Below are 22293 nucleotides of genomic sequence, written 5' to 3'. Positions count from 1 at the left end.
TTCGCACGACTACGCGCTACTGCGCCACCTCGGGCCCACGACGTCGCAGTCATGGATCACGCTAGCGCGTACGTGCGCCACTAGCGCGTTCTGCGCGCGCAGCACTTGCTACGCACGCTACTGCGCGCTAGTGTTCACGGTCATGAGCGATCGTCCACAGCGGCGCCGCAGAGGTGCCCCCTTCCATCACGCGCCCGAGGCCGTGACGTACGCCCGGGAGCAGGCCGGGCTGTCCCAAAAGGAACTCGCCGAGCGCTGCGGCATCAGTCAGTCGCTGATGTGCGACATCGAGGCCGGCCGCCGGAACGCGACTCCCGTGACCCTGCGCCGGATGGCGGCCGCTTTGAACTGTCCGCTGGTCGTACTCCAGTCGAAACGCCCGGACGTTCCGGCGCCGACCGACGAGGCGAAGGTGGCGGTCAGGATGCCGGAGCGGAAGGCGTCCTGAAACGCAAACGGCGCGAATGCTGCCGACGCACCGAAGTCCGCAACGGCAACCTCGCTGCCTCACCAGAAGGTCGGCTGCTCAGCGGCCTTCGGCGAGGGCGGACGGGGTCGCGCCCGGGACCGTGGGCCGACCAGCCCCGAATCACCAAGGCCACCGCGACACCGGAAGAAGAGGCAACTCGTGAAAGAGAAGCTTGAGGGCCGTCCGGCGGCCGCCGGACCCCGTTCCGAACTGACGGTTTACCAAGCCGAGGCCGGCCACCGGCGCTTTGCCCTCGACCTGTACACGAACCGGGAGGCCGCCCGCGCCCACTGCGAGGCGTACGCGCGCCGTGAGCCGCACCACCAGCGACTCGCCTGGTACCCCGACGCCGCCAACGAGGCGGTGGAGCGCCTGTTCGCCGTCGTAGCCGGGGAGGAGTCGGACACCGGTTTCACGGTCACCGCCGTGCCCGTCGCCTCCGAGTACGGCGGCGAGGCCGACGAGTGAGCCACGCGACCACCACGAGCGACCTGCTCGCCTGCCTGGTCATCTCGATCGCCCTGTTCGGCGTCGTGTTCGGCCCGTTCTGCCTCCTCATGCGCCGCATGGAGAAGGACACCGACGTCGGTGGCCGGCCGGACGCGGGCGAGTCCACCCCCGCCGTTACGCGGTCACCCCGCCATGCAGCTGCTACTGGGGCGGCTGTGCGACGTCGGGCCCAGGGCGGTCGCCGTCGTGGCCTGCCTGGACAGGCGCACCCCATACGTGATGCACGCCGACGGCTCAAGCCGGTGCGGGGCGTGCTCAATCAAGACGGCAGGAACCCATGACTGATCAGATAGTGGAGCCGTTCGGCCCGGAGTATCTCCGACCCGCACAGCCCAAGTGCCCGAACTGCTCCTGCTGCACGGCGCCGTTGTGTGAGAAGGGCCGCAACAGCGCGCTGGAGTGCGTCGGCAACACGCGGAAGGAGTTCGCGGCCACGGTCGCCGGATGTCCGTGCTCGGCGGAGACCACCCGTGGCACGCACACATGGCGGATGGCGCGCATGAGTGTGACCCGGCACGCGGCCGAAGCGCCACTCCCGCACGCCGCAGAGGGCATCCTGCGGGCGCTCGCCGACGGTGCGGACCCGGTGAGCGACCCGGCCGGGCTGATCACACAGCTGCGGGTCTGCCGATACGTCACGGTCGACAACGGATCGCCGTCGATCACCGACCTCGGCCACGCCTACCTCACGGCCCGTGACGAGCCGCGGTTCGTGACGCCGGTCGAGGTTGCGGCAGTCGATGTCGACACGTGCACGGCCCGCGTGGTCGTCGTCGGCTGGAACCCCACCGCCACGGTGACCGTGCTCCTGGAGCAGCTCACCCAGGCGACCGGACTCAATGCGGAGGAGCTTCCCGGCAGGCACCTGGAGGCCGTCGCGAACTGCCGGACGGAGGACCCCGACGACATCGTTGTGACCTACATCCGTATCGCCGAACCGCTCCACGCGGCCGGATGGGCGGCGGAGTCGCATGGCACGCACCGCGAAGGGGAGGTGTGATGCCCCCCTTGCCCTACGCGACGTCAGACCGCGGTGTCGACCTGGTGGCCGTCGAGCGGGTGCTGAAGGGGACACTCCATCACTCCTCGCTCGAGCCCGAGTGGAGGGTGTACGCCGCCCGGCACTCCGACGAGCCCGCGAAGAGCGTCGCCCAAGCGCTGGGTGTAGCGGAGAAGACCGTCATCCGATGGCGGGCGGAGGCCGGCGATGCTCCTGCTTGAGCTCCTGATCGCCATCGCGGTGCCCATCGACGCCGCCGTCGCTTCCGCACACGTGTGGCTGCCCATCCTCATCACCGCGTGCTGCACGGTGCTCCTCTGCCGCCTGAGGCGGGCGGCACTTCGGCGGGCACACGTCCGGACGACCGAGCGGACGGCTGTCCGGACGGGCGCGGACATCGATCAGGACACCGTGACGCTCCGGCGTCCGACCTGCGCGGATGGGTGTCCCGACTGGTGTCTGCCGACCTGCCAGGACGTGTTGGCGCAGGAGGGGGAGCCGGGAGGGAGCTGATGCCTCGTGAATCCCCGACCCCTTCGGGTCGACCCCGCCCGCGCGGAGGCGGTTCGCCTCAGCATCCCCGAACCAGTATGTCAGGACAAGAGATGACGGATGACCGAGATCTCCAGACGGATCTCGATTACCGGATCGCCAAAATTGAGTGTCAGCAGGATGTCCGGGACGGCTGGGAGTCCCTCAAAGATCCGCTGGCGCGATACGCGCACTCGGTTCTTTGCTCGTGGATAGCCAATGGCACGATCTTCTCCAAGGTAGAGCGACTGACCAGGATTCGGTTGTACGGCGCCGGCGAGCTGCCTGGGGACCGTGACGCCGCCGCCGAGTTAGCCGGGTTGACGGTCGCAGTTGCCCTGAATGCATTTCTCGCGCGCATGGGACAGGGCAATGGATGGCGTCCGGAGGGCGGATCCTCACTCAAGACCTACTTCATCGGGCAGTGCCTGATATGTTTCCCCAATGAGTACCGTCGATGGCTCAGAGAGCACCGTGACGAGTACTTGCCGACATCCGTGCGGCCAGACCAGGAGAACTTCGACGTTCCTGGCGATGCGCCCGGTCCGGAGCGTTTAGCGGAGCTCCACATGGAAGCGCTGAAGATCCTCGAACACGCTCCACTTCGGACTCGTACCGTACTCGCCTTCACCGCGATCGGATACTCCCAACGTGAAATCGCCGGGCATCTGAGTACCACGCCCAAGGGAGTCGAGAAGCTACTTCATCGATACCGGAAGAGCTACCGCTAGCCCTGTGTCTGCGCAGATGCTTGCCCGGGCGACCAGGGAGATGAAGGTTCGGCGGCGGCTCGCTTCATCTCCCTCGCCACATCCTGGGGCGCCCATCGCAGGATCCCCCGTTCCAACTCCCGCAACCTCAGCGGTGGCTGGACGTGTGGATGGTCAGTGTGCGGGTCCCCAGGTGATGGTGATGAGGCCGGGGCCGCCGGGTTCGCCGGGGCTGCCGGGGTTGCCTCTGCCGGTTCCGCCTGTTCCGCCCTTGCCGCCGGTGGCGACGTTGGCGGGAGGATTGCCACCGGGCCTTCTCCCCTGGCCGCGCTGGTTTTCAGTGACATCCAGCCAGGGCTGGCTGTATCCGCCGTATCCGCCACCGCCGCCCGCGCCACCGCCGACGGCGTTGCCGGCACCCCAGATCTTCGCGGTGATTTGGTTTACGCCGCTGGGGACGGTCCAGGTGTGGGTGCCGGGCTGGTCGAAGACCCGTGCGCCGATGGAGCCGAGTCCGGGCCAGTCGGTGGCGCTGACGGTCTGGGGGATGCCGATGACGCTGTGGGCGCCGGGGATGCAGGCGATCCACTGGTTGCCGTGGAAGAGATAGCCGCTGTCCTGGAAGTCACCGTCGGGACTGAGTTCCGGTACGGCGAAGTCGATGCCGGCGGCGAAGTCGCCGGCCAGGCCCCACAACGTGCGGGTGTCACCGGAGAGCTCGACATGCCGGCCCAAAGACTTCCGGTTGTAGAGGCAGCACTGGCCGCCGGAGAAGAACCAGATCTTGACGGTGTCGCCGTCCCGGAACGGCAATGCCGCATCGATCTTGTCGGCAAAGGGAGCGGGGAGGCCGTTGAATACCGCGCTGATCGGCTTGGCGGCGGTGTCGGCGTCTCCGGCGATCCGGGCCCACAGGCACTGATCTCCCTTGAACACATAGACGGTGTCCAGGTCCAGGCAGCAGACAGCGTCCATGCCCTCGCCGAACGACGCGGCCCCCTGCGGAATGTTGAGCAGATATCTGGTGGAGCCGAAATCCTGGTAGCCGACCTTCGGCTTACTCCCGACACCGTTCCACGCAAAGCGGTAGTACTGGTTGCCGATGAGGAAATAGCCGCTGGCCCCGGCCGCGTCTCCGTGCGGCGGAGCGGAGAACGCGGCATCGAAAAGCTTCGCTGACATGACAGACATACGCTCCCGTCGATAACGAGATCGCCGGAACATCCGGCACGCGCGGCCGAACCAAACACCAGCACACCGGCCGTGCCCACAACACCCCACAGCACGACCCCGGCCCGACCGCGCGCTACTCCCCCTGTCATACGTCACCCCAGACCCAACTCCCCTCCCGAACAGGGCAACCGCACCGACAGAGCGAACTGTCAGGCGAGGGAAGTACGTTCCGAGGCGACTTAGGACGCAGTACCGCTACAGGCTCGACCGAGCGATCGTTTCTGCCTTCGCCTGGCGCTCGGCCAGGAGCCGATTTGATGCGTCCCAGAGGCGGTGTGCCACGACCGGGCTGTCCCGTGAAGATCTTTTGAATTGCCTCGATCGAAGCACGAATACGTTCACCCTGCCAGGCAGTGGATTAGGCATCCCCGCAGCACAGGAGATGTTCCAGAATCACCTACAAGGCAGTCTCGGAACCAACCCAGGAGCCGATTTCCAGGGGAATCCAGAAATGGGAGATGCAACTGCTCCTGGAGACACACAGGGACGGGAACGACCTGGTTCCTTTCACGGGCGTGGCTGCTGAATTGACTTTCGGCCAGAACATACACCTGCGCATGGTTTCCGCGAGCAAGGTTGTGGGCGAGGTTGGAGATCACGCCACGCATGCGCTCCCCGGCGCGGACAGAACTTCGCCGGATGTGCTCAGCACAGCTTTGCCTGTGAAGTGGATTGGCATCCCCTAGGCGCTGGGGTGCTCATCCCCACCGGTTGCGTCGAACCGCAAGAATAACTCAAGCCCTCATGGGCGAGGGGTCCGGCACAGAAGCCGACTAGAAACTTGACACAAGGGATAACACATCGCGCAGTACGCGGGTGTTGCTCTGTTGGTTGTCACCTTCCGAGAGCAACCAACGAGTTTCGGTCCTCAACTGAATGAGAGGGTACTCGGATGATTGCAAGTGAGATCGAGAACATCTCTGCGGAGGAATGGGAGGGCCTCGCCGCCGAGGTCGGACGGTCTGTCGATGAGATTAGGGCGGCTCTGGCGTCCGTAGATGAGTCCTCGGAGGTCTCCGCTGTCCCTCTGGAGCTTCTGAAGAAAGACTACGAATTCCCCCTCATCCCGGGCGTGCTGTCCTTCAAGGTTTCCGCCGAGTTCACGGGCGGAGACGACTGGAAGGCTGACGTCACCTTCAAGATCCTGCTGTTCGGTGAGCAGGTTTACTCCCAGAAGTTCATCGACTTCTCGAAGGAGAAGCAGGTGGTTCACATCAAGCCGGGAACAGCTCTGTTCCATGCGGATGTGGAATTCGGATTCTACGGCGAGCACTACTGCTTCGGGGCGAAGGGGCACGTGAAGGTGGTTGGGTTCGGGAAGAAGGAGTTCGATTTCGAGGATGTGTTCTGCCTCAGCTGAGATCCGTGAAGACGGGGCGCGCGACAACTGGGCGAGGCGGCCACCCACCTCGTGAAGTGAACGGCTGGCACCTTCGTTCGGTATGGGGCCCCTTCAGGTCTACCGCAGACGCGCGCACCGAGCGAAGCCCCCGGCTGTTGAGAGAGGCATTCGACGTGCCGAATCTCCAGCCGGGGGCTCCGCGTCTCGGACCATACGCACACAGCCGGGCCACGCCGAGGCGACCCGGCGCCCGGGCTCCGTCCCCAGGCCTCGGGGGGGGCCGGGGGACGGAGCCTCCGGTTGGCGGGAGGGGCGCGGAGGGGAGAGGCCCGCGGCGGACCTCAGCCGCGGTAGGTCTCCAGCAGCCGCAGCCACACCTCGCTGATCGTCGGGAACGAGGGGACCGCGTGCCACAGCCGTTCCACGGGGACCTCGCCCGCGACCGCCACCGTGGCCGAGTGCAGCAGTTCGCCCACCCCCGGGCCGGCGAAGGTCACGCCGATCAGATGGCCCCGGTCCAGGTCGACGATCATGCGGGCCTGGCCACGGTAGCCGTCGGCGTAGAGCGCGGAGCCGGTGACCCGGCCGAGGTCGTAGTCGACGACGCGGATACGGCGGCCCTGGGCCTCCGCCTCTGCCGCGCTGAGGCCGACCGCGGCGACCTCGGGGTCGGTGAACACCACCTGCGGCACCGCCGCGGTGTCGGCGGTGGCCGCGTGGGCGCCCCACGGGTCCGTCTCCAGGAGCGGTACGCCCTGGGCCCGTGCGCCGATCGCGGCGCCCGCGATACGCGCCTGGTACTTGCCCTGGTGGGTCAGCAGCGCGCGGTGGTTGACGTCGCCGACGGCGTACAGCCAGCCGCCCTCCACGTCCGACACCCGGCAGCTGTCGTCGACCCGCAGCCAGCTGCCCGGTTCGAGGCCGACCGTCTCCAGGCCGATGTCATCGGTGCGCGGGGTGCGTCCGGTGGCGAACAGCACCTCGTCCGCCACCAGCTGCTCCCCGTCCGACAGGGTCAGCGTGACCGGTCCGGCGCCGGAGCCGTAGCCGGCCGGGCCGCCCGACTGGGCCCGCCGTACGCCGGTCACGGAGGTGCCGGTGCGCACCTGGGCCCCGGCCTCGGCCAGTGACTTGGCGACGAGCTCGCCGACGAACGGCTCCATGCGCGGCAGCAGACCGGAGCCACGGACCAGCACGGTCACCTCCGAGCCGAGCGCCTGCCAGGCAGTGGCCATCTCGGTGGCGACCACGCCGCCGCCCACGACGGCAAGCCGCCGCGGGACGGCGGACGCGCTGGTCGCCTCGCGGCTGGTCCAGGGGCGTACGTCGGTCAGGCCGGGCAGGTCGGGGAGCGCGGCGCTGCTGCCGGTGCACACGGCGACCGCGTGCCGGGCGGTGAGGAAGCGTTCCTGCCCGTCCGCGTCCGCGACCGCGACCCGCTTCTCGCCCACCAGTCGGCCGTGCCCGCGGACGAGGTCGATGCCCGCCGAGTCCAGCCAGGCGACCTGTCCGTCGTCCTTCCAGCGGGAGACGTATTCGTCGCGGCGCGCGAAGACGGCCGGGGCGTCCAGCGGCCCGCTCGCCGCGTGGCGCAGACCGGGCAGGCGCTGTGCGTCGGCGCGCGCGATCACCGGGCGCAGCAGCGCCTTGCTCGGGACGCAGGCCCAGTACGAGCAGTCGCCGCCGACCAGTTCGCTCTCCACGATCACCGCGGAGAGCCCTTCGGCGCGGACCCGGTCCGCGACGTTCTCTCCTACTGGACCCGCGCCCAGGACGATGACGTCGTACTCCTCCGTGGCGGCCATCATTGCAACTCGCTCTCTGCCCGGCTCCGGCGTGTGGCCGGGCTTTCGGTTCCTTCGGGCATCATCGCCCGAAGGAACCGATGTGGACCACACGAGTCACGGCGCCGGAGCAGTGTCACGGCCCGTCACGAGCCGCGTCGTGAGCAGCGTCACGGCTTGCGCATGGGTCACGGCTTGCGCATGGGGCCCCGCTTGCGCTCCATCATGTGCCGGCCGAGCGCCTGCCGCTGTTTGAAGGTCCGCCGCAGTTCGGCCCGCAGCCGGTCGTCGGTGCGGGCGGCGAGGCGTTCGTTCTCGCGCAGCAGCTTGCGGTAGCTGTCGAGGCGGCGTACCGGCAGTGTGCCGTCCTCGATCGCGGCGAGCACCGCGCAGCCCGGTTCGGCCTGGTGGGCGCAGTCGTGGAAGCGGCACTCCCCGGCCAGCGCCTCGATCTCGGAGAACGCCTGTGCGACGCCTTCTTCGGCGTCCCACAGCCCGACCCCGCGTACGCCGGGCGTGTCGATGAGGACCCCGCCCCACGGCAGCGCCAGCAGATCGCGGGTGGTCGTGGTGTGCCGCCCCTTGCCGTCGGCGTCCCGGACCTCGTGCACCTGCTGCGCGGTCTCGCCCAGCAGCGCGTTGGCGAGCGTCGACTTGCCCGCGCCGGACTGTCCGAGCAGCACCGAGGTGCCCGAGGAGAGCACGGCGCCGAGCACGTCCAGGCCCTCACCGGTCGCGGAGCTGACGGTCAGCACCTGGACTCCGGGCGCAGCGGTTTCGACATCCTCCAGGAGGTGGCCCAGCGTCTCGCGGTCGGGCACCAGGTCCGCCTTGGTCAGGGCGACCAGCGGCTGGGCGCCGCTCTCCCAGGCCAGGGCCAGGAACCGCTCCAGGCGGCCCAGGTCGAGCTCGACGGCGAGGGAGACGGCCACGACCGCGTGGTCGACGTTCGCGGCCAGCACCTGCCCTTCGGAGCGCTGCGAGGACGTGGACCGCACCACGGCGGTGCGGCGCGGCAGCAGCGCCTGGACGTAGCGCGGGTCGCCGGCCGCGTCCACCGCGGCCCAGTCGCCGGTGCACACGACCTTCATCGGGTCGCGGGGGACGACGAACTCGGTGTCGGCGCGCACGCCGCCCTCGGGGGTGACGAGGTCGCACAGACCCCGGTCGACCCGCACGACACGCCCGGCCACCAGGCCCTGTTCGGCGTACGGGGCGAACTCGGCCTCCCATCCTGCGTCCCAGCCGTAGGAAGCGAGAGGAGAAGAGAAATTCAAGGGGGAACCCTTCACAAGGGCGGCCCCGGCAGCGCGCACAACAGGCGCGGATGAAGCTCGAGTAAGGCGAAGAGGTCAGCCGGAGACCGCGGAGGTGGAGTGGATGAACTTCTGGATGAGGGCAGCGCCCATCACGGTGACAGCCATCGGTACACACCTCCAGTTCCTCGTACGCCTGTTCACAGGGTCGACAGCGGCGGCCGACTGAAGCGGTCGGCGGCGACCACGATCTTACGCCCACCATAGGGATGCACGCCCGCACGCGCCACCGAATTTCGCCCGGCCGCCGGCACGGGCGGAGGGCGGCCCGGATCACCCGGTAACCCCTCCGCCCGTACCTGCTGCTAGCGGCGCAGGGCGGCCAGGTTGCGGTAGCCGATCGCCGCGTGTTCCAGGGACTGGCCCGGGTTGGTGGTGCTCGGCGCGTTGTCCTGCTCGACCATCGGGTTGTGGTAGTTGCGGTGGCCCACGCGGGAGAAGAACGTGGTGTAGTCGATGACGCCGGTGCCGAACGGGACCATGTCGTAGCCCATCCCGTTGGTGGTGTTGACGACGCCGTCCTTGGCGTGGAACAGCGGGTAGCGCTTGTTGTTACGGGTGACGAGGCCGGCCGGGTCGAAGACGTTCGTCTGCGTGGAGCCGTCGTGGGCGATGTAGGTGCGGAACTTGTACTGGGCGACATGCGCCCAGAAGACGTCCATCTCCAGCCAGATCAGCTCGGGGTCGGTGATGGACAGGAAGTACTCCAGCTTGCGGATGCCGGAGCTGCGGGTGGGCTTGCCTTGGGCGTCCAGCGGGCCACCGTCGAGGAGGAAGCCGTAGGCCGCGTCGTGGTTGTGGGTGTAGAGCTTGAGGCCGGCGCGGCGGGCGATCGCGCCGAGGGCGTGCCACTTGTCGGCGGCGACGTCCCAGTCGGTCTTGTAGGCGCTTCCGGTGGGGTCGCCACCGGTGCCCATGTGGGCCAGGCCGAGGATGTTGGCGATCTCCAGGTGCTTTTTGAAGGTGTCCAGGTCGGCGCTGGTCAGGGGCCAGGAGCCGGGGATGAAGCCGTGGTTGCCCTGGGCGCGCAGCCCGTTGTCGTCCAGCCAGCGGCGCAGCAGCTTGGCGCCCTCGACGGACTCCAGGCTCGCGCCGCCGGGGGCGTTGGCGTGCTGGCCGTAGCCGGCGAACTCGACCTGGCGGTAGCCGAAGCGGGCGAGCTGTTCGAAGACGGCGCGGAAGCCGGACGGGAGGGAGGAGGTGAGCGGGTCGCGGCCGATGGCGTCGCGGACCGTGTAGAGGATGATGCCGCGCTTGTCCGCGGGGACGAGTGCGTGCCCTCTGCCGGTGCCGGCCGACCGGGGTGCGGCGGCCTGTACGGGGCTCGCGCCGAGGACGGGGGCTGCGATCGCCCCGGCCGCGACGGCGGTGCAGGTGCTCAGGAAGCGGCGGCGGCCGACGCCGAGGCTGCGGCGGAGCTGGTCGTCGGTGTCAGGCGTGTTGTTCACGGGGTGCCTTCCTTCGTTTCCTCTGGGGCGTCGGTATCGAGACCGGCGAGGTGGAGCAGCAGGGACTTCACGTCGGTGGCCGCGATGCGGTCGCCGACGGCGCGGGGGGTGGAGCACAGGAGGAGCGGACCGTCGTCGTCGCTCGTGGGCAGGCGGCCGTGGCTGCCGCGGATCGGGGTGGGGTCGAGGGGGACGACCGCCATCCGGTAGCGCATCCCGAACTTCTTGCGGGCGAGCGCGGTGGCGGCCTTGACCTTCACATAGGGGTCGAGCGGGTCCATGAACAGCTCGACCGGGTCGTAGCCGGGCTTGCGGTGGATCTCGACGAGGCGCGCGAAGTCGGGCGCCCGGGCGTCGTCGAGCCAGTAGTAGTACGTGAACCAGGCGTCCGGTTCGGCGATGGCGACCAGTTCACCGGAGCGTGCGTGGTCGAGGTGGTGGGCCTTCTTGCCCTCGTCGCCGAGTAGTTGCTCGATCCCGGGCAGTCCGTCGAGGGCGGCGCGGGTGGCGGCCATGTCCTCGGGGCGGCGGACGTACACATGGGCGATCTGGTGGTCGGCGACGGCGAAGGCGCGGGAGGCCATCGGGTCGAGGTATTCCATACCGTCCTGGGTGTGCACCTCCAGCAGCCCGGCGCGGCGCAGGGCGCGGTTGATGTCGACGGGCCGGCTCACCCGGGTGATGCCGTACTCGGACAGCGCGACGACCGTACGGCCCTCGGCGCGGGCGTCGTCCAGCAGCGGGGCCATGGCCGCGTCCAGGTCGGCGGCCGCTTTGCGGGAGCGGGGGTCGTCCGGGCCGTAGCGCTGGAGGTCGTAGTCGAGGTGCGGGAGGTAGCAGAGCGCCAGGTCGGGGTGGCGGGTGCGGAGGATATGGCGGGTGGCGTCGATGATCCACTGGCTGGAGACCAGATCGGCTCCGGGTCCCCAGAAGTGGAACAGCGGGAACGTGCCCAACTTCTCGGTGAGTTCGTCGTGCAGGGCGGGCGGCCGGGTGTAGCAGTCCGGCTCCTTGCGGCCGTCGGCGTAGTAGACGGGGCGCGGGGTCACGGTGAGGTCGGTGTCGGCGCCCATGGCGTACCACCAGCAGATGTTGGCGACCGTATAGCCGGGGTGGGCGCGGCGGGCCGCGTCCCACACCTTGTCCCCGGCGACCAGGCCGTTGTGCTGGCGCCACAGCAGGACGTCGCCGAGCTCGCGGAAGTACCAGCCATTGGCGACGATGCCGTGTTCGGAGGGCAGGGTGCCGGTGAGGAAGGTGGACTGGGCGGCGCAGGTGACGGCGGGCAGTACGGTGCCGAGATGGGCCCGGGAGCCGGCCGTGGCGAGGGCCTTGAGGCGGGGCATATGGGCGAGGAGCCGGGGGGTGAGGCCGACCACGTCGAGGACGAGGAGCGGGGTGGGGCGGCGGCCATTGCCATTGGACCCGGTCACGGCAGCTCCTTCAGCCCGAGGCCGGTCAGCTCGTCGCGGGCGAGGGCGAGTTCGGCGGCGATGCCGTCGGCGAGCCGGTCCCGGCTGCGGGGCCGCAGCTCGGGCGGGAGCGCCTGCCAGGTGTACGTCTCGACCTCCAGGTGGCGGGTCAGCGGATACGGGCCGCCGACGAGGCGGTTCAGGGCGGCCCGCAGGACAGGGAGTGTGGAGGTGAGGGGCGCGGCGGGGGCCGCGTGCAGCGGGACGTGGAAGTGGGACCGCCAGGGGGCGGTGACCGGCAGGGCCGAACCGCCCAAGTGGCCTCGGGGAGGTGGGGTGCGTTCCCGCGTCGTTCGGTGCGGTGCATCGCAAGGCGGAGCGGCGCCCTCGTACTGGGCGCTGCGGTCGATATGCCGCTGGCGCGGCGTGGCGGGTGCTGCGACAACGCGGCCGGGGGCACCCCCAGCGGTAGTTGGGGGCGCCGTGCCGGGCGGCGCGGGGGCGTGCCTCACTTCCCCGAGGCCGCTTAGGGCCTCGTCGAGGTCGTCGGTGCCGCGCAGGCCGGTGGTGGTGAGCGTGCGGGTCTGGTGCAGAAAGCGGGGTTCGGCGAAGGCGGCGAGGGCCGCGCGGACCTCCGGCCGGTCGGGGTGTTCGGCATGCAGGGCGGCCGACAGCTGGGACTTGATGACGGGGACGCGGGCGGCGGCGAGCGCGTCCAGGGCCGCCGCCGGGTCCTCGAAGGACGTGGCGAGATGGCAGGTGTCGACGCAGACGCCGATACGGGGGTGGCCGACGGCGGTGAGCGGGGCGATGGCGTCACCGGTCGTCTCCACGGTGCAGCCGGGCTCCGGTTCCAGGCCCACCCGGACGCTCCGGCCGGTCAGTTCCGCCAGGGCGTCCAGGCGCTCGGCCAGGGTCGACAGCGCACGCTGCCCGGCGCGGGCGCGGTCGGCGCTCCAGGTGGTGCGCCAGCCGAGCGGCAGGGTGGAGACGCTGCCCTCGGTGACATCGTCGGGCAGCAGACCGGTGAGGATCCGGGCCAGCGCGGTGGTGTACTCCAGGCGCTCGGGATCGGCCCAGTCCGGCTTGTACACGCGGTACTTCACCTCGGCGGCGCCGAAGCCCTCGTACGGGAAGCCGTTGAGGGTGACGACCTCCAGGCCGCCGCGGTCGAGTTCACGGCGCAGGGCGCGCAGCGCGGCCGGGTCGGTGTCGAGGGTGCGGGCGGCGTCGCGGGCCAGCCACAGGCCGATGCCGAGGCGGTCGCGGCCGAGGCGGCGGCGGACGGGCGCGCAGTGGTCGCGGAGCTGGGCCATGACGCCGTCGAGGGTTTCGGCGGGGTGCACATTGGTGCAGTAGGCGAGGTGGACGGTGGTGCCGTCCGGGTGGCGGAAGCGCATCGCTCACTCCCCTCCGCGCAGCAGCGAGTTGCCCTCGTGGGTGGCCTCCGGCGGGGTGACCTCGAGCTCCAGACGGCCGCTGAGCCCGTAGAAGGCGACGGGGTTGCGCCACAGCACCCGGTCGACGTCGTCCTCGGTGAACCCGTCAGCCAGCATCAGGTCGGCGACCCGGCGCGTCTTCAGCGGATCGCTTCTGCCCCAGTCGGCCGCGGAGTTCACCAGCACCTTCTCGGGCCCGTACGCGCGCAGGATCGCCACCATCCGGCGCTCGTCCATCTTGGTGACGGGGTAGACGGAGAAACCCAGCCAGCAGCCGCTGTCCTTGGCCTCCTTCACCGTCGTCTCGTTGAGGTGGTCCACCAGCACCCGGTCCACGGGCAGCGCGGACTCGCGGACGGCGTCGAAGGTGCGGCGCAGACCGGCGAGCTTGTCGCGGTGCGGGGTGTGTACGAGCGCGGGCAGGCCGTGGTCGGCGGCGAGCTGGAGCTGTGCGGCGAGGGCGGTGTCCTCGGCGGGGGTCATCGAGTCGTAGCCGATCTCCCCCACGGCCACGACCTGGTCCTTGACGAGATAGCGGGGCAACTCGTCGAGGACGGGCACGCAGCGGGGGTCGTTCGCCTCCTTGGGGTTGAGGGCGAGCGTGCAGTGGTGGGCGATGTCGTGCTGGGCGGCGCGGAAGGGCTCCCAGCCGAGCAGGGAGTCGAAGTAGTCGAGGAAGGAGGCGGGCGAGGTACGGGGCTGGCCGAGCCAGAACGACGGCTCGACCACGGCGCGGATCCCGGCGGCGCGCATCGCCTCGTAGTCGTCGGTGGTGCGGGAGGTCATATGGATGTGCGGATCGAACAGGCGCATCAGGACTCCTTGCCGTGGGGGTGGTCCGCCTCGAGGTCTTCGGCGGCCAGGTCCAGGACGCGGTACAGGTCGGCGGGCACGGGCCGGTCGGCGGCGGTGCGCTCGGCCGAGTAGTCGGCGAGCATGCGGGCCAGTTCGGCGTCCCCGCGCCCGCGCGCCGCGAGGCCGGCCACCGCGTCCACCGGGACTCCGGTGAACAGACACTTCAGTACGGCGTGCCGCCAGCTGTGGGCGTCGAGGTGGCGGGCCGCGTAGGGGCCGAGGGCGGCGGCGAGGAGGCGGGTGTCATTGGTGCGCAGGGCGTCCTCGACCAGGGGGACGGCGTCGGGGCCGGGCACGAGGTGCGGCAGGGCGCACAGCACGGCGCGGCGTTCGGCGGCCGAGCCCTGGTGATAGAGGCGGGCCAGGGTGTCGGGGTCGGCGTGGGCCGCGTGCAGGATCAGCACACGGGCGGCGTCGGCGTGCCGGCTGCCGCAGCGGCGCCCGGCCTCCGCGACGCGCAGCTCCCACGCGGAGCCGGTCTTGGCGGCGGCCTCGTCCAGAGCCTGCCGGAGCCAGGCGCGGGCGGCCGGGTGGAGGTGGGCGTCGAGGCGGTCGCGGTGGTCGCGGAGCGCGTCGGGGAGTGCGTCGGGGGTGGGGTCCGGGCCGGTGCCCGTGGCGGGCGAGTGGGTCATGGGGTGCTCCCTTCCGGCACGGCGGTGGCGGGGGTGGTGGTGGCGGGGGTGGTGGTGGCGGGGGCGGTGGTGACCGGGGCAGCGGCGGTCGGCGCGGCAGCGGCCGGGGCAGCCGCGCCCGGGACAGCCGCGCCCGGGGCAGCACCCGACGCGGCAGCGCCCAAGGCGGCGGGCGGGGCAGCGGTAAGCGGCGCGGTCGGGGCCGACGCGGCAGCCGCGCACCGCAGGAACGGCAGGGAGTTCTCGGCGTAGTGGGGGCCGGCGTGGGAGTGGCGGGGCAGCTCGACGACGGTCAGGCCCTGGTAGCCGGTCGCGGCGAGCGCCGCGAGGACGGGCGGGAAGTCGATCTCGCCCTCCCCGAACGGGAGGTGGTCGTGGACGCCGCGCCGCATGTCCTCGATCTGGACGTGCCGCAGCCAGGGCGCGGCCGCGCGTACGCAGTCGGCGGGCGGCAGGGGTTCCAGGCACTGGCAGTGGCCGAGGTCCAGGGTGAGGCCCAGCGCCGGCGGGTCGCCGAGGAGGCGGCGGAGGTGGTGGAAGTCGGCGAGGGTGGCGAGGAGGTGGCCGGGTTCGGGCTCGATGGCGAGCGGAATCCCGGCCGTGTCGGCGGCTTCCAGGACCGGGGTGAGGGATGCGGCGAGCCGCTGCCAGGCCGTGGCCGCGTCGCCGGTGGCGGCGTCGCCGGTGGCCGGGTCACCGACGGGCGCGCCACTGGTGGCCACGTCGCCGGTAGCCACGTCACTGGCGGGCGCCTCGCCGGTGGGCGCACCACCGGTGGGCGCACCACCGGTGGGCGCACCACCGGCAGCCGCGCCACTCGAAGGCGGAACGGTTCCGCTGAAGCAGTGCACGGCGTGCGCGCCGAGGTCGGCGGCCACCCGGACCGCGCGCAGCAGGAGGTCCACGCGGCGGGCGCGGGCCTCCGGGTCCGGGTCGAGGAGCGAGGGGCCGTGTTTGCGGCGGGGGTCGAGGACATAGCGGGCGCCGGTCTCCACCGTGACGTCGAGTCCGAGGGCGGCCAGGCGCCGGCCGACCCGCCGGGTGCGGGCGGCGAGGTCGGGGGCGAGCGGGTCGAGGTGCATATGGTCGAGGGTCAGGCCGACACCGTCGTAGCCGAGATCGGCCAGGAGGGCGAGGGCGTCGTCCAGGCGGAGGTCGGCGAGGCCGTTGGTGCCGTAGCCGAACCGGAGGGCTGTCCCCTGAGCGGTCATGTGACACTCACCCGCTTCGAGAAGCGCCGTGCCAGTGCGGTGAGGGCGGCCGTGCCCAGCGCGGTGGCCCCGGCCCCGGCGCGGGCGGCGAGGGCCGCCTGGAGCGGGATGGTGGCGCGGATCCCGGCGCCCACGGCGCGCTGGGTGAGCGGCGGCGAGGGGTTGAGGGCGGCGTTCAGGTACGGGCGGGCCGTGGCGGCGGCGTAGCTGAGTGCGAGGGCGGTGGTGAGGAAGCCGGACGGCCGGCTATGACCTGGGGTTGGGGTGCGAGAGGTCGCGGGCGAGGCGCCGGAAGGTTCCCGTCGCGCGGCTACGCGGACATCCCTGCGCTCGCGCCCCAGGGCGCCCGGCAGCAGCCGGGTCAGGGTGGCCGTGGCGGCCAGCGCCGCGAGCGGCGCCAAGGGGGTGCCGTCGCGGGTCTCCTGGCGGGAGACGGCGGTGACGGCGAGGGTGTGGGTGGAGAGCAGGGCCGCCGAGGGCAGGGCCGGGCGGACGGTGCCGCCGGTGGCCGCGGCGCCGAGGAGCAGGTCGAGCCCGCGGGCGGCGGCCATGGCACCGGGCCCGGCGGGCGTGCGCTTCAGGACCAGGTCGTACGACCAGACGGTGGCCGCCAGGGGCACCGCGACCGCCAGCGCGGGGCGCCCGGCGCGGGCGGCCAGGGCGAGGCCCGCGGCCGTCAGGGCGCAGGCCGCGGCGAGGGCGGCGGCGGGGCGGACCCGACCGGACGGGAGCGGGCGGTGCGGGCGCTCGACGGCGTCCTCCGCACGGTCGGCCCAGTCGTTGAGGGCCATCCCGGCCTCGTACAGGCACAGGGAGCAGCCGACGGCGAGCGCGGTGCGGCGGTCGGGGCGGGCGGCGACGGCGGCCGCCCCGGCCAGCCCGTCGCCGGGCACGGTGAACAGGGCGGGCAGGCGCAGCAGTTCGGCCCAGGCGTGGAGTCGGCTCACTCGCCCTCCCTCAGCCCCCGCGCGAACCGCACCAGTTCCGCGTACTGCTCCCCCAGCGCCGACGGCGCGTCCCCGACCGGGTCCTTGAAGAAGAAGGCGAGTTCGGCGAGGGGGCCGCGCAGACCGGTCTCGTGGGCGCGGGCGACGAGCCGGGCCAGGTCGAGGACCAGGGGCGCGGCGAGGGCCGAGTCGCAGCCCTGCCAGATGGTCTGGAGGACCATGCGGGTGCCGAGGAAGCCGTCGAAGGCGACGTGGTCCCAGGCGGTCTTCCAGTCGCCGAGCGCGGGCACGTCGTCGATGTGGACCTCGCCCTCGGGGGTGGTGCCGAGGGTGTCCGCGAGGACGCGTTCCTTGCCGGCGTTCTTCGCCGCGGCGGCGGCCGGGTCGGCGAGGGAGGCGCCGTCGCCCCCGCCGAGGAGGTTGGTGCCGGACCAGGCCCGGACGTCCAGCGCCCGCTGGGCGAACATGGGGCCGAGGACGGAGCGCAGCAGGGTCTGGCCCGTCTTGCCGTCGCGGCCCGCGTACGGCAGTCCGCTCGCCGCGGCGAGCGGGGCGAGCGCCGGGTGGTGCAGGCCCGTGGACGGGGTGAAGTTGACGTACGGGCAGCCGGCGCGCAGGGCGGCGGCCGCGTAGAGCGAGCTGGGCGGGAGAGCAGGTCCTGGTGGCGGGGCCGGTTCGGTGGAGGCGACGTTCACGACCACCGCGCGCTCCAGGCCGAGCCGGGTGACGAAGTCCTGGAGGTCGGCGGCGAAGGCGGCGATCAGCGCGTCCTCGTCCCGGGTGTCGCCGGGGAGCGGGCCGCCGGGCCTGATCTCCGCGTCGGCGGCGGCGAGTTCGGTCGCGACGGCGGCGGGCAGACCGGTCGGGAGGACGCCGCCCGCGGCCAGTTGCTCGGCGCGTTTGGGCAGGGGGCAGTCCGTGGTGTCGTGGCCGCCGAAGACAAACGACGACAGGGCAGGCAGGGCGGGCAGGCCGCTGCCGGCGAACGCGGGCGCCTCGGTGACCAGGCCGGTCGGCGGGCGCAGCCCCGCGTTCACGGCGGCGCATCCGGCGACGACGGTGGTGGCGACGGAGCCGCGGGCCCCGACCAGCCAGACACCGGTCCGAGGGGGACGGGAGAGGGACAGGGACGCGGACATGAGCGGCCTCCTTGTCCGGGGCACGAAAACCCGGAGGGGATGAGGGGTAGCTCCCGGATGGGATGAGGGGTGGTGACGGCGGGCGGGAGTCCGGCGTCTCCCGCCCACCGCCGTTCAGTGGCCCGTGGCGGGCTCAGCGGCCCGTGGCGGGCTCAGCGGGTCGTGGCTCAGCCGGTCGTGGCTCAGCGGGTCGTGAAGGTGAAGCCGTCGATCTCGTAGAGGGCGCCGCTGCCGCCCTTGAAGACGAGGTAGAGGGTGGTGGTGTCGCGCGGTGCGCGGGACAGGTCGGCCGAGACGTCCTGGTAGGTCTCCCAGCCGCCGGTCACCGGAACCGTGGCCTTGCCGAGCAGGGTGCCGGTGGCCGAGCCCGCGCGGACCTCGAGGGTGCCGCCCGCGCCGGCGGAGGCGATCCGCGCGGTGATCTTCGTGGCGTCGCTCAGTACGTAGGGCTTGAAGGCGATCCAGTCGCCGTTGTCGATGTCGCCGACGACCTTGGCGCCCTGGGCGGTGTCATGGCCGACGACCGTCACGCCGGAGCTGGTGCCGAAGTGCTCGGCCTGGCGGTGGCGGGGCTGGAGGACGTGTCGGTCGTGCGAGGTGAGCGGGGCCTGGCCGCCGCCTCCGCCGTCGGTGTACTCGGCGTCCAGGACGCCGAAGATGTTGGCGTCCTCGTCGTGGCCGCCGTCGGCGCTGGACTGGATGGTGCCGGAGCAGCCGTTGGCCGAGGTGAGCGGGTGGCCGTGGGTGTCGTGGCCGAGGATCAGGGTGACCTTGACCTTGTCGCAGTCGATGGTCCGGCCGTCCTCGGGGTCGGTGACCTTCACCTTGAACGGGATGGCGTCGCCGAAGCTGAACAGCTGCCCGTCCTTGGGCGTTTCGAGGACGACCTTGGGGGCGGTGTTGCCGACGACGATCTGCACACTGGCGCTGCCGGTGCGGCCCGAGGGGTCCTTGGCTGTGACGGTGGCGGTGTAGGTGCCGTTCTTTGAATACTTGTGGGCGGGGTTGGGGGACGTGGAGGTGGCGCCGTCGCCGAAGTCCCAGCTGTAGGTGAGCTTGTCGCCGTCCTGGTCGGTGGTGCCGGCCGAGGAGAACTGGACCTTCATCGGGGCCTGGCCCGAGGTGCGGTCCGCGGCGGCCTGGGGCGACGGGGAGTGGCCGTCGGTCGCGTTCTCGATGCGGTACAGCGCCGAGTGCTCGTCGCCGCCGAACCAGGCGGTGCCGTAGTCGAGGACGTACAGCGCGCCGTCCGGGCCGAAGGCCATGTCCATCACCTGGGTGCCGCTCCAGGGGATGTCGTTGATCGACTGCACCTTGCCATCGGCGTCGCTGCTGATGCGCTTGATCCAGCGGCGGCCGAACTCACCGGCGAAGAAGTCGCCGTCGTACGCCTCGGGGAACTTCACGGGCGAGTCGAGGGCGGCGTCGTAGTGGTAGACCGGGCCGCCCATCGGGGACTCGGAGCCGTCGCCGAACTCCGGTACGGATCCGCCGTTGTACGGAATCCAGGCGGACTGCGCCGGGGGCAGATCGGTCAGGCCGGTGTTGTGCGGCGAGGTGTTCTTCGGGGCGGAGCAGTCGAAGGCGGCGCCGGAGGCGCGGGTGGCGAAGTCGAAGTCGACGTAGGCGTCGTTGGCGCCGGTGCAGTACGGCCAGCCGAAGTTGCCGGGGCCGGTGACGCGGGCGAACTCGACCTGTCCGGCCGGTCCGCGGTTCGGGTCGGCGGCGCCGGCGTCGGGGCCGTAGTCGCCGACGTAGAGGATGCCGGTCTTCTTGTCGACGCTGAACCGGAACGGGTTGCGGAAGCCCATCGCGTAGATCTCGGGCCGCGTCTTGTCGGTGCCGGGCTTGAAGAGGTTGCCCTCGGGGATGGAGTACGAGCCGTCGGCCTCGACCTTGATGCGCAGGATCTTGCCGCGCAGGTCGTTGGTGTTGCCCGCGGAGCGCTGGGCGTCGAAGCCGGGGTTGCGGTTGGCGCGTTCGTCGATCGGGGTGTAGCCGTCCGACTGGAAGGGGTTGGTGTCGTCGCCGGTCGACAGGTACAGGTTGCCGGCCGCGTCGAAGTCGATGTCGCCGCCGACGTGGCAGCACAGGCCGCGGGTGGCGGAGACGTCGAGGATCTTCTTCTCGCTGGCGGTGTCGAGGGTGCCGTCGGTCTTCAGCACGAAGCGGGAGAGGCGGTTGACGCCGTCGAAGGGTGCGAAGTCGGCGGCGGTGCCGGTCTCCGGGGCGTCGCCCGCCGGGGTGTTCAGCGGGGGCGCGTAGTAGAGGTAGATGAAGCGGTTGTCGGTGAAGCCCGGGTCGACGCCGACGCCTTGCAGGCCCTCCTCGTCATGGGAGTAGACGTCGAGCTTGCCCGCGAGTTCGGTGTTGCCCGCGGCATCGGTCAGGCGAAGCTCGCCGTCGCGGGAGGTGTGCAGGACCGAGCGGTCGGGGAGGACGGCCAGCGACATGGGCTCGCCGACCTCCGCCTCCCCCTTGGCGAGGGTGACCTGCTGGAAGTCCTCGGCCGCCGCGGCCTTCTCCTGGCCGGTGACGGCTGCGCCGGCCTGGGGGGTGGTGAGGGTCAGGCCGGCACCGGCGAGGAGGGCGCCGCTGAGCAGCGCGATCGCCTTGTGCAGACGCGATCTGCGGGTTCGGGGGCGGGTGCGGGTGATGCGGTCGTTCCCGTGCACGAAATGCCTCCAGAATGGGGCTGGTTGTACGGGCGGGCGCGTACGCCGGGATGCGCCGTCATCCCGGAGCTCTGGACAACTGACCTGGTTGACCGTGGCCAGTTGGAGAATGTGGCATCGAAGGAGGCCGACGGCGGCTTGCAGCCGTGGGCCGGGGGGCCGGAGGGCCGGTGTCAGGGCGTGTCGCGCCTGTCGTCGGCGCGGCGCCGAGCAGGCGTGCGTGGGTGAGAGGAGGTGGTCGCTGAGGCGGGTGGGAAGGGGTGGTCGCTCAGGCGGGTGAGAAGAGATGGTCGCTGATCAGCCGGGCCGCGCCGGTCACTCCGGCGGTGGAGCCCAACTCACCCAGGACGATGGGGAGATTGCCGGTCGCCAGGGGCAGCGACTGGCGGTAGACCTGGGTACGGATCGCGGCGAGCAGGGTGTGGCCCAGGCCGGTCACCCCGCCGCCGATCACTAACAGACCGGGGTTGAAGAAGGAGACGAGGCCGGCGATGACCTCGCCGACGCGGGTGCCGCCCTCGCGGATCAGCTCCAGTGCGGTGGTGTCGCCCGCGGTGGCCGCGGCGGCGACATCGGCGGCGGTGAGGGTGCCATTCGTCGCCAGCCGGGCCGCGAGGTCGGTGGACAGGCCCTGTTGGGCCACCTGCACCGCGTCGCGGGCCAGCGCGGCGCCGCTGAAGTGAGCTTCCAGGCAGCCCCGGTTGCCACAGGCGCAGGGCCTGCCGCCGGGCACGGCCTGGATGTGGCCGATGTCGCCCGCGCTGCCGGTGGTGCCGCGGTAGACCTGGCCGCCGACGACGATGCCGCAGCCGATACCGGTGCCGATCTTGACACAGAGGAAATCGGCGACGTTGCGGGCGACTCCGGCGTGCTGTTCGCCCATCGCCATGAGGTTCACATCGTTGTCGACCATGATCGGGCAGCCGAGTTCCTGGCTGAGCGCTTCCCGTACGGGGAAGCCGTCCCAGCCCGGCATGATCGGCGGGGCCACCGGTATCCCCTCGGGGAAGCGGACCGGTCCGGGAACGCCGATGCCGGCGCCGTCGAAGCCCTCGGCGAGCCCGGTGGCCTTCAACTTCTCGGCCATGTCCAGGACTTGCTCGAAGACCGCCACGGGGCCCTCGCGGACGTCCATCGGCTGGTTGAGGTGGCCCAGGACCTCCAGCTCCGCGTTGGTGACGGCGACGTCGACCGATGTCGCGCCGATGTCGACGCCGAGGAACCTCAGGCCCGGGTTGAGCCGGACGTTGTGGGAGCGGCGGCCGCCGCGCGAGGCGGCGAGACCGTCGGCCACCACCAGGCCCGTCTCCAGCAGCCGGTGCAGCTCCACGGCCAGTTTGGAGCGGGACAGGTCGACCTGGTCGCCCAGCTGGGCACGGGAGTTGGGGCCGCCGTCGCGCAGCAGCTTGAGCAGGCGTGCCTGGTGGGCGCTCGCCGGTCGTGCCGTCATGCGTCTCACTGTCCCCTCCCCGCCCAGATTCCGCCCCAGTGCCGGGCTTTCGTAGGGAACGTAGCAGCGGCTGCTGGACCTGGGAAGAAGTTGTGCATGGATTACTGCAGACTTTCCCCACTCACAGGACAAAGATCGGTTGGGTGCGGCCCGAAGAACGGCCAAGGCCACCGCCGGTAAGATCGCCAGG

At 71.4% G+C, this 22293-nt stretch carries 19 protein-coding genes and 2 pseudogenes; 7 read left to right on the top strand and 14 right to left on the bottom strand.

What is annotated here, in order from left to right:
* Positions 1-142 precede the first annotated feature (142 nt).
* The 6 genes from ACFV2X_RS26735 to ACFV2X_RS26710 all read left to right on the top strand — a co-directional run bounded on the left by ACFV2X_RS26735 (position 143) and on the right by ACFV2X_RS26710 (position 3241).
* A complete protein-coding gene (locus tag ACFV2X_RS26735; RefSeq protein WP_385620907.1) occupies positions 143-448 on the top strand; it encodes a multiprotein-bridging factor 1 family protein in 306 nt (101 codons plus the stop codon).
* A gap of 180 nt (positions 449-628) precedes the next feature.
* A complete protein-coding gene (locus tag ACFV2X_RS26730; protein WP_385620905.1) occupies positions 629-937 on the top strand; it encodes a hypothetical protein in 309 nt (102 codons plus the stop codon).
* Positions 938-1256: 319 nt separating this feature from the next.
* Entirely contained in the window at positions 1257-1979 is a 723-nt protein-coding gene (locus ACFV2X_RS26725) for a hypothetical protein (protein WP_385620902.1), read from the top strand.
* The gene (locus ACFV2X_RS26720; protein WP_385620900.1) at positions 1979-2200 is read left to right on the top strand and encodes a hypothetical protein; all 222 of its coding nucleotides are present in this window, start codon (positions 1979-1981) and stop codon (positions 2198-2200) included. The genes ACFV2X_RS26725 and ACFV2X_RS26720 overlap by 1 nt, the downstream gene beginning before the upstream one ends.
* Positions 2187-2492, top strand: a complete 306-nt coding sequence (locus ACFV2X_RS26715; protein WP_385620897.1) for a hypothetical protein — start codon at positions 2187-2189, stop codon at positions 2490-2492. The genes ACFV2X_RS26720 and ACFV2X_RS26715 overlap by 14 nt, the downstream gene beginning before the upstream one ends.
* A 92-nt stretch (positions 2493-2584) precedes the next feature.
* Positions 2585-3241 carry a hypothetical protein gene (locus tag ACFV2X_RS26710; protein ID WP_385620894.1) on the top strand — a complete coding sequence of 219 codons (657 nt, stop codon included), beginning with the start codon at positions 2585-2587 and terminating at the stop codon, positions 3239-3241.
* Positions 3242-3394: 153 nt separating this feature from the next.
* Here ACFV2X_RS26710 and ACFV2X_RS26705 read toward each other — a convergent pair whose 3' ends face one another.
* Positions 3395-4402: a hypothetical protein gene (locus ACFV2X_RS26705; RefSeq protein WP_385620892.1), complete on the bottom strand. Its 1008-nt coding sequence runs from the start codon at positions 4400-4402 to the stop codon at positions 3395-3397.
* 943 nt (positions 4403-5345) lie between these two features.
* Here ACFV2X_RS26705 and ACFV2X_RS26700 point away from each other — a divergent pair.
* Complete coding sequence (locus tag ACFV2X_RS26700; protein ID WP_385620890.1) at positions 5346-5813, top strand: hypothetical protein; 468 nt, start codon at positions 5346-5348, stop codon at positions 5811-5813.
* A 323-nt stretch (positions 5814-6136) separates the two neighbouring features.
* On the opposite strand, the gene ACFV2X_RS26695 is transcribed toward ACFV2X_RS26700, so the two are convergent.
* From ACFV2X_RS26695 to ACFV2X_RS26635, 13 genes and pseudogenes are all read right to left on the bottom strand, one after another.
* A complete protein-coding gene (locus ACFV2X_RS26695; protein ID WP_385620944.1) occupies positions 6137-7600 on the bottom strand; it encodes a dihydrolipoyl dehydrogenase family protein in 1464 nt (487 codons plus the stop codon).
* 167 nt (positions 7601-7767) lie between these two features.
* Positions 7768-8856, bottom strand: coding sequence for a ribosome small subunit-dependent GTPase A (gene rsgA / locus ACFV2X_RS26690; protein ID WP_385620887.1), 1089 nt, complete (start codon positions 8854-8856; stop codon positions 7768-7770).
* Positions 8857-9200: 344 nt separating this feature from the next.
* Complete coding sequence (locus ACFV2X_RS26685) at positions 9201-10343, bottom strand: sugar phosphate isomerase/epimerase family protein (RefSeq protein WP_385620885.1); 1143 nt, start codon at positions 10341-10343, stop codon at positions 9201-9203.
* Entirely contained in the window at positions 10340-11776 is a 1437-nt protein-coding gene (locus ACFV2X_RS26680; protein WP_385620883.1) for an alkaline phosphatase family protein, read from the bottom strand. The genes ACFV2X_RS26685 and ACFV2X_RS26680 overlap by 4 nt, the downstream gene beginning before the upstream one ends.
* Positions 11773-12066 (bottom strand): annotated as a pseudogene (locus ACFV2X_RS26675) (xylose isomerase); the annotation flags it as partial. The gene ACFV2X_RS26680 and the pseudogene ACFV2X_RS26675, both read right to left, overlap by 4 nt.
* Positions 12067-12279: 213 nt before the next feature.
* Positions 12280-13155, bottom strand: a pseudogene (eboE, locus tag ACFV2X_RS26670) (metabolite traffic protein EboE); the annotation flags it as partial.
* Between the two features lie 3 nt (positions 13156-13158).
* The gene (locus ACFV2X_RS26665; protein WP_385620880.1) at positions 13159-14007 is read right to left on the bottom strand and encodes a TatD family hydrolase; all 849 of its coding nucleotides are present in this window, start codon (positions 14005-14007) and stop codon (positions 13159-13161) included.
* Complete coding sequence (locus ACFV2X_RS26660; protein ID WP_385620877.1) at positions 14007-14681, bottom strand: EboA domain-containing protein; 675 nt, start codon at positions 14679-14681, stop codon at positions 14007-14009. The genes ACFV2X_RS26665 and ACFV2X_RS26660 overlap by 1 nt, the downstream gene beginning before the upstream one ends.
* Positions 14678-15892 (bottom strand): sugar phosphate isomerase/epimerase family protein, encoded by a 1215-nt coding sequence (locus ACFV2X_RS26655; protein ID WP_385620874.1) that lies wholly within the window; start codon positions 15890-15892, stop codon positions 14678-14680. The genes ACFV2X_RS26660 and ACFV2X_RS26655 overlap by 4 nt, the downstream gene beginning before the upstream one ends.
* A complete protein-coding gene (locus ACFV2X_RS26650) occupies positions 15889-16839 on the bottom strand; it encodes an SCO3242 family prenyltransferase (RefSeq protein WP_385620872.1) in 951 nt (316 codons plus the stop codon). The genes ACFV2X_RS26655 and ACFV2X_RS26650 overlap by 4 nt, the downstream gene beginning before the upstream one ends.
* Entirely contained in the window at positions 16836-17978 is a 1143-nt protein-coding gene (locus ACFV2X_RS26645) for an inositol-3-phosphate synthase (protein ID WP_385620870.1), read from the bottom strand. The genes ACFV2X_RS26650 and ACFV2X_RS26645 overlap by 4 nt, the downstream gene beginning before the upstream one ends.
* Before the next feature lie 182 nt (positions 17979-18160).
* Entirely contained in the window at positions 18161-20653 is a 2493-nt protein-coding gene (locus ACFV2X_RS26640) for a PQQ-dependent sugar dehydrogenase (protein ID WP_385620867.1), read from the bottom strand.
* A 268-nt stretch (positions 20654-20921) separates the two neighbouring features.
* Positions 20922-22103, bottom strand: coding sequence for an ROK family protein (locus ACFV2X_RS26635; RefSeq protein WP_385620865.1), 1182 nt, complete (start codon positions 22101-22103; stop codon positions 20922-20924).
* Between the last annotated feature and the right edge of the window lie 190 nt (positions 22104-22293).

It is taken from the genome of Streptomyces sp. NPDC059679, assembly GCF_042734105.1.
Classification (GTDB): Bacteria; Actinomycetota; Actinomycetes; order Streptomycetales; family Streptomycetaceae; genus Streptomyces.
The sequence above is the reverse complement of the archived record's forward strand: the minus strand, read 5'-3'. Positions and strand labels throughout refer to the sequence as shown.

Bases quoted from the DNA above. Each gene is read 5' to 3' on its own strand.
- ACFV2X_RS26715 (WP_385620897.1), top strand. From the start codon at position 2,187: ATGCTCCTGCTTGAGCTCCTGATCGCCATCGCGGTGCCCATCGACGCC.
- ACFV2X_RS26735 (WP_385620907.1), top strand. From the start codon at position 143: ATGAGCGATCGTCCACAGCGGCGCCGCAGAGGTGCCCCCTTCCATCAC.
- ACFV2X_RS26660 (WP_385620877.1), bottom strand. From the start codon at position 14,681: ATGACCCACTCGCCCGCCACGGGCACCGGCCCGGACCCCACCCCCGAC.
- ACFV2X_RS26710 (WP_385620894.1), top strand. From the start codon at position 2,585: ATGACGGATGACCGAGATCTCCAGACGGATCTCGATTACCGGATCGCC.
- ACFV2X_RS26635 (WP_385620865.1), bottom strand. From the start codon at position 22,103: ATGACGGCACGACCGGCGAGCGCCCACCAGGCACGCCTGCTCAAGCTG.
- ACFV2X_RS26720 (WP_385620900.1), top strand. From the start codon at position 1,979: ATGCCCCCCTTGCCCTACGCGACGTCAGACCGCGGTGTCGACCTGGTG.
- ACFV2X_RS26655 (WP_385620874.1), bottom strand. From the start codon at position 15,892: ATGACCGCTCAGGGGACAGCCCTCCGGTTCGGCTACGGCACCAACGGC.
- ACFV2X_RS26645 (WP_385620870.1), bottom strand. From the start codon at position 17,978: ATGTCCGCGTCCCTGTCCCTCTCCCGTCCCCCTCGGACCGGTGTCTGG.
- ACFV2X_RS26700 (WP_385620890.1), top strand. From the start codon at position 5,346: ATGATTGCAAGTGAGATCGAGAACATCTCTGCGGAGGAATGGGAGGGC.
- ACFV2X_RS26665 (WP_385620880.1), bottom strand. From the start codon at position 14,007: ATGCGCCTGTTCGATCCGCACATCCATATGACCTCCCGCACCACCGAC.
- ACFV2X_RS26695 (WP_385620944.1), bottom strand. From the start codon at position 7,600: ATGGCCGCCACGGAGGAGTACGACGTCATCGTCCTGGGCGCGGGTCCA.
- ACFV2X_RS26705 (WP_385620892.1), bottom strand. From the start codon at position 4,402: ATGTCAGCGAAGCTTTTCGATGCCGCGTTCTCCGCTCCGCCGCACGGA.
- ACFV2X_RS26725 (WP_385620902.1), top strand. From the start codon at position 1,257: ATGACTGATCAGATAGTGGAGCCGTTCGGCCCGGAGTATCTCCGACCC.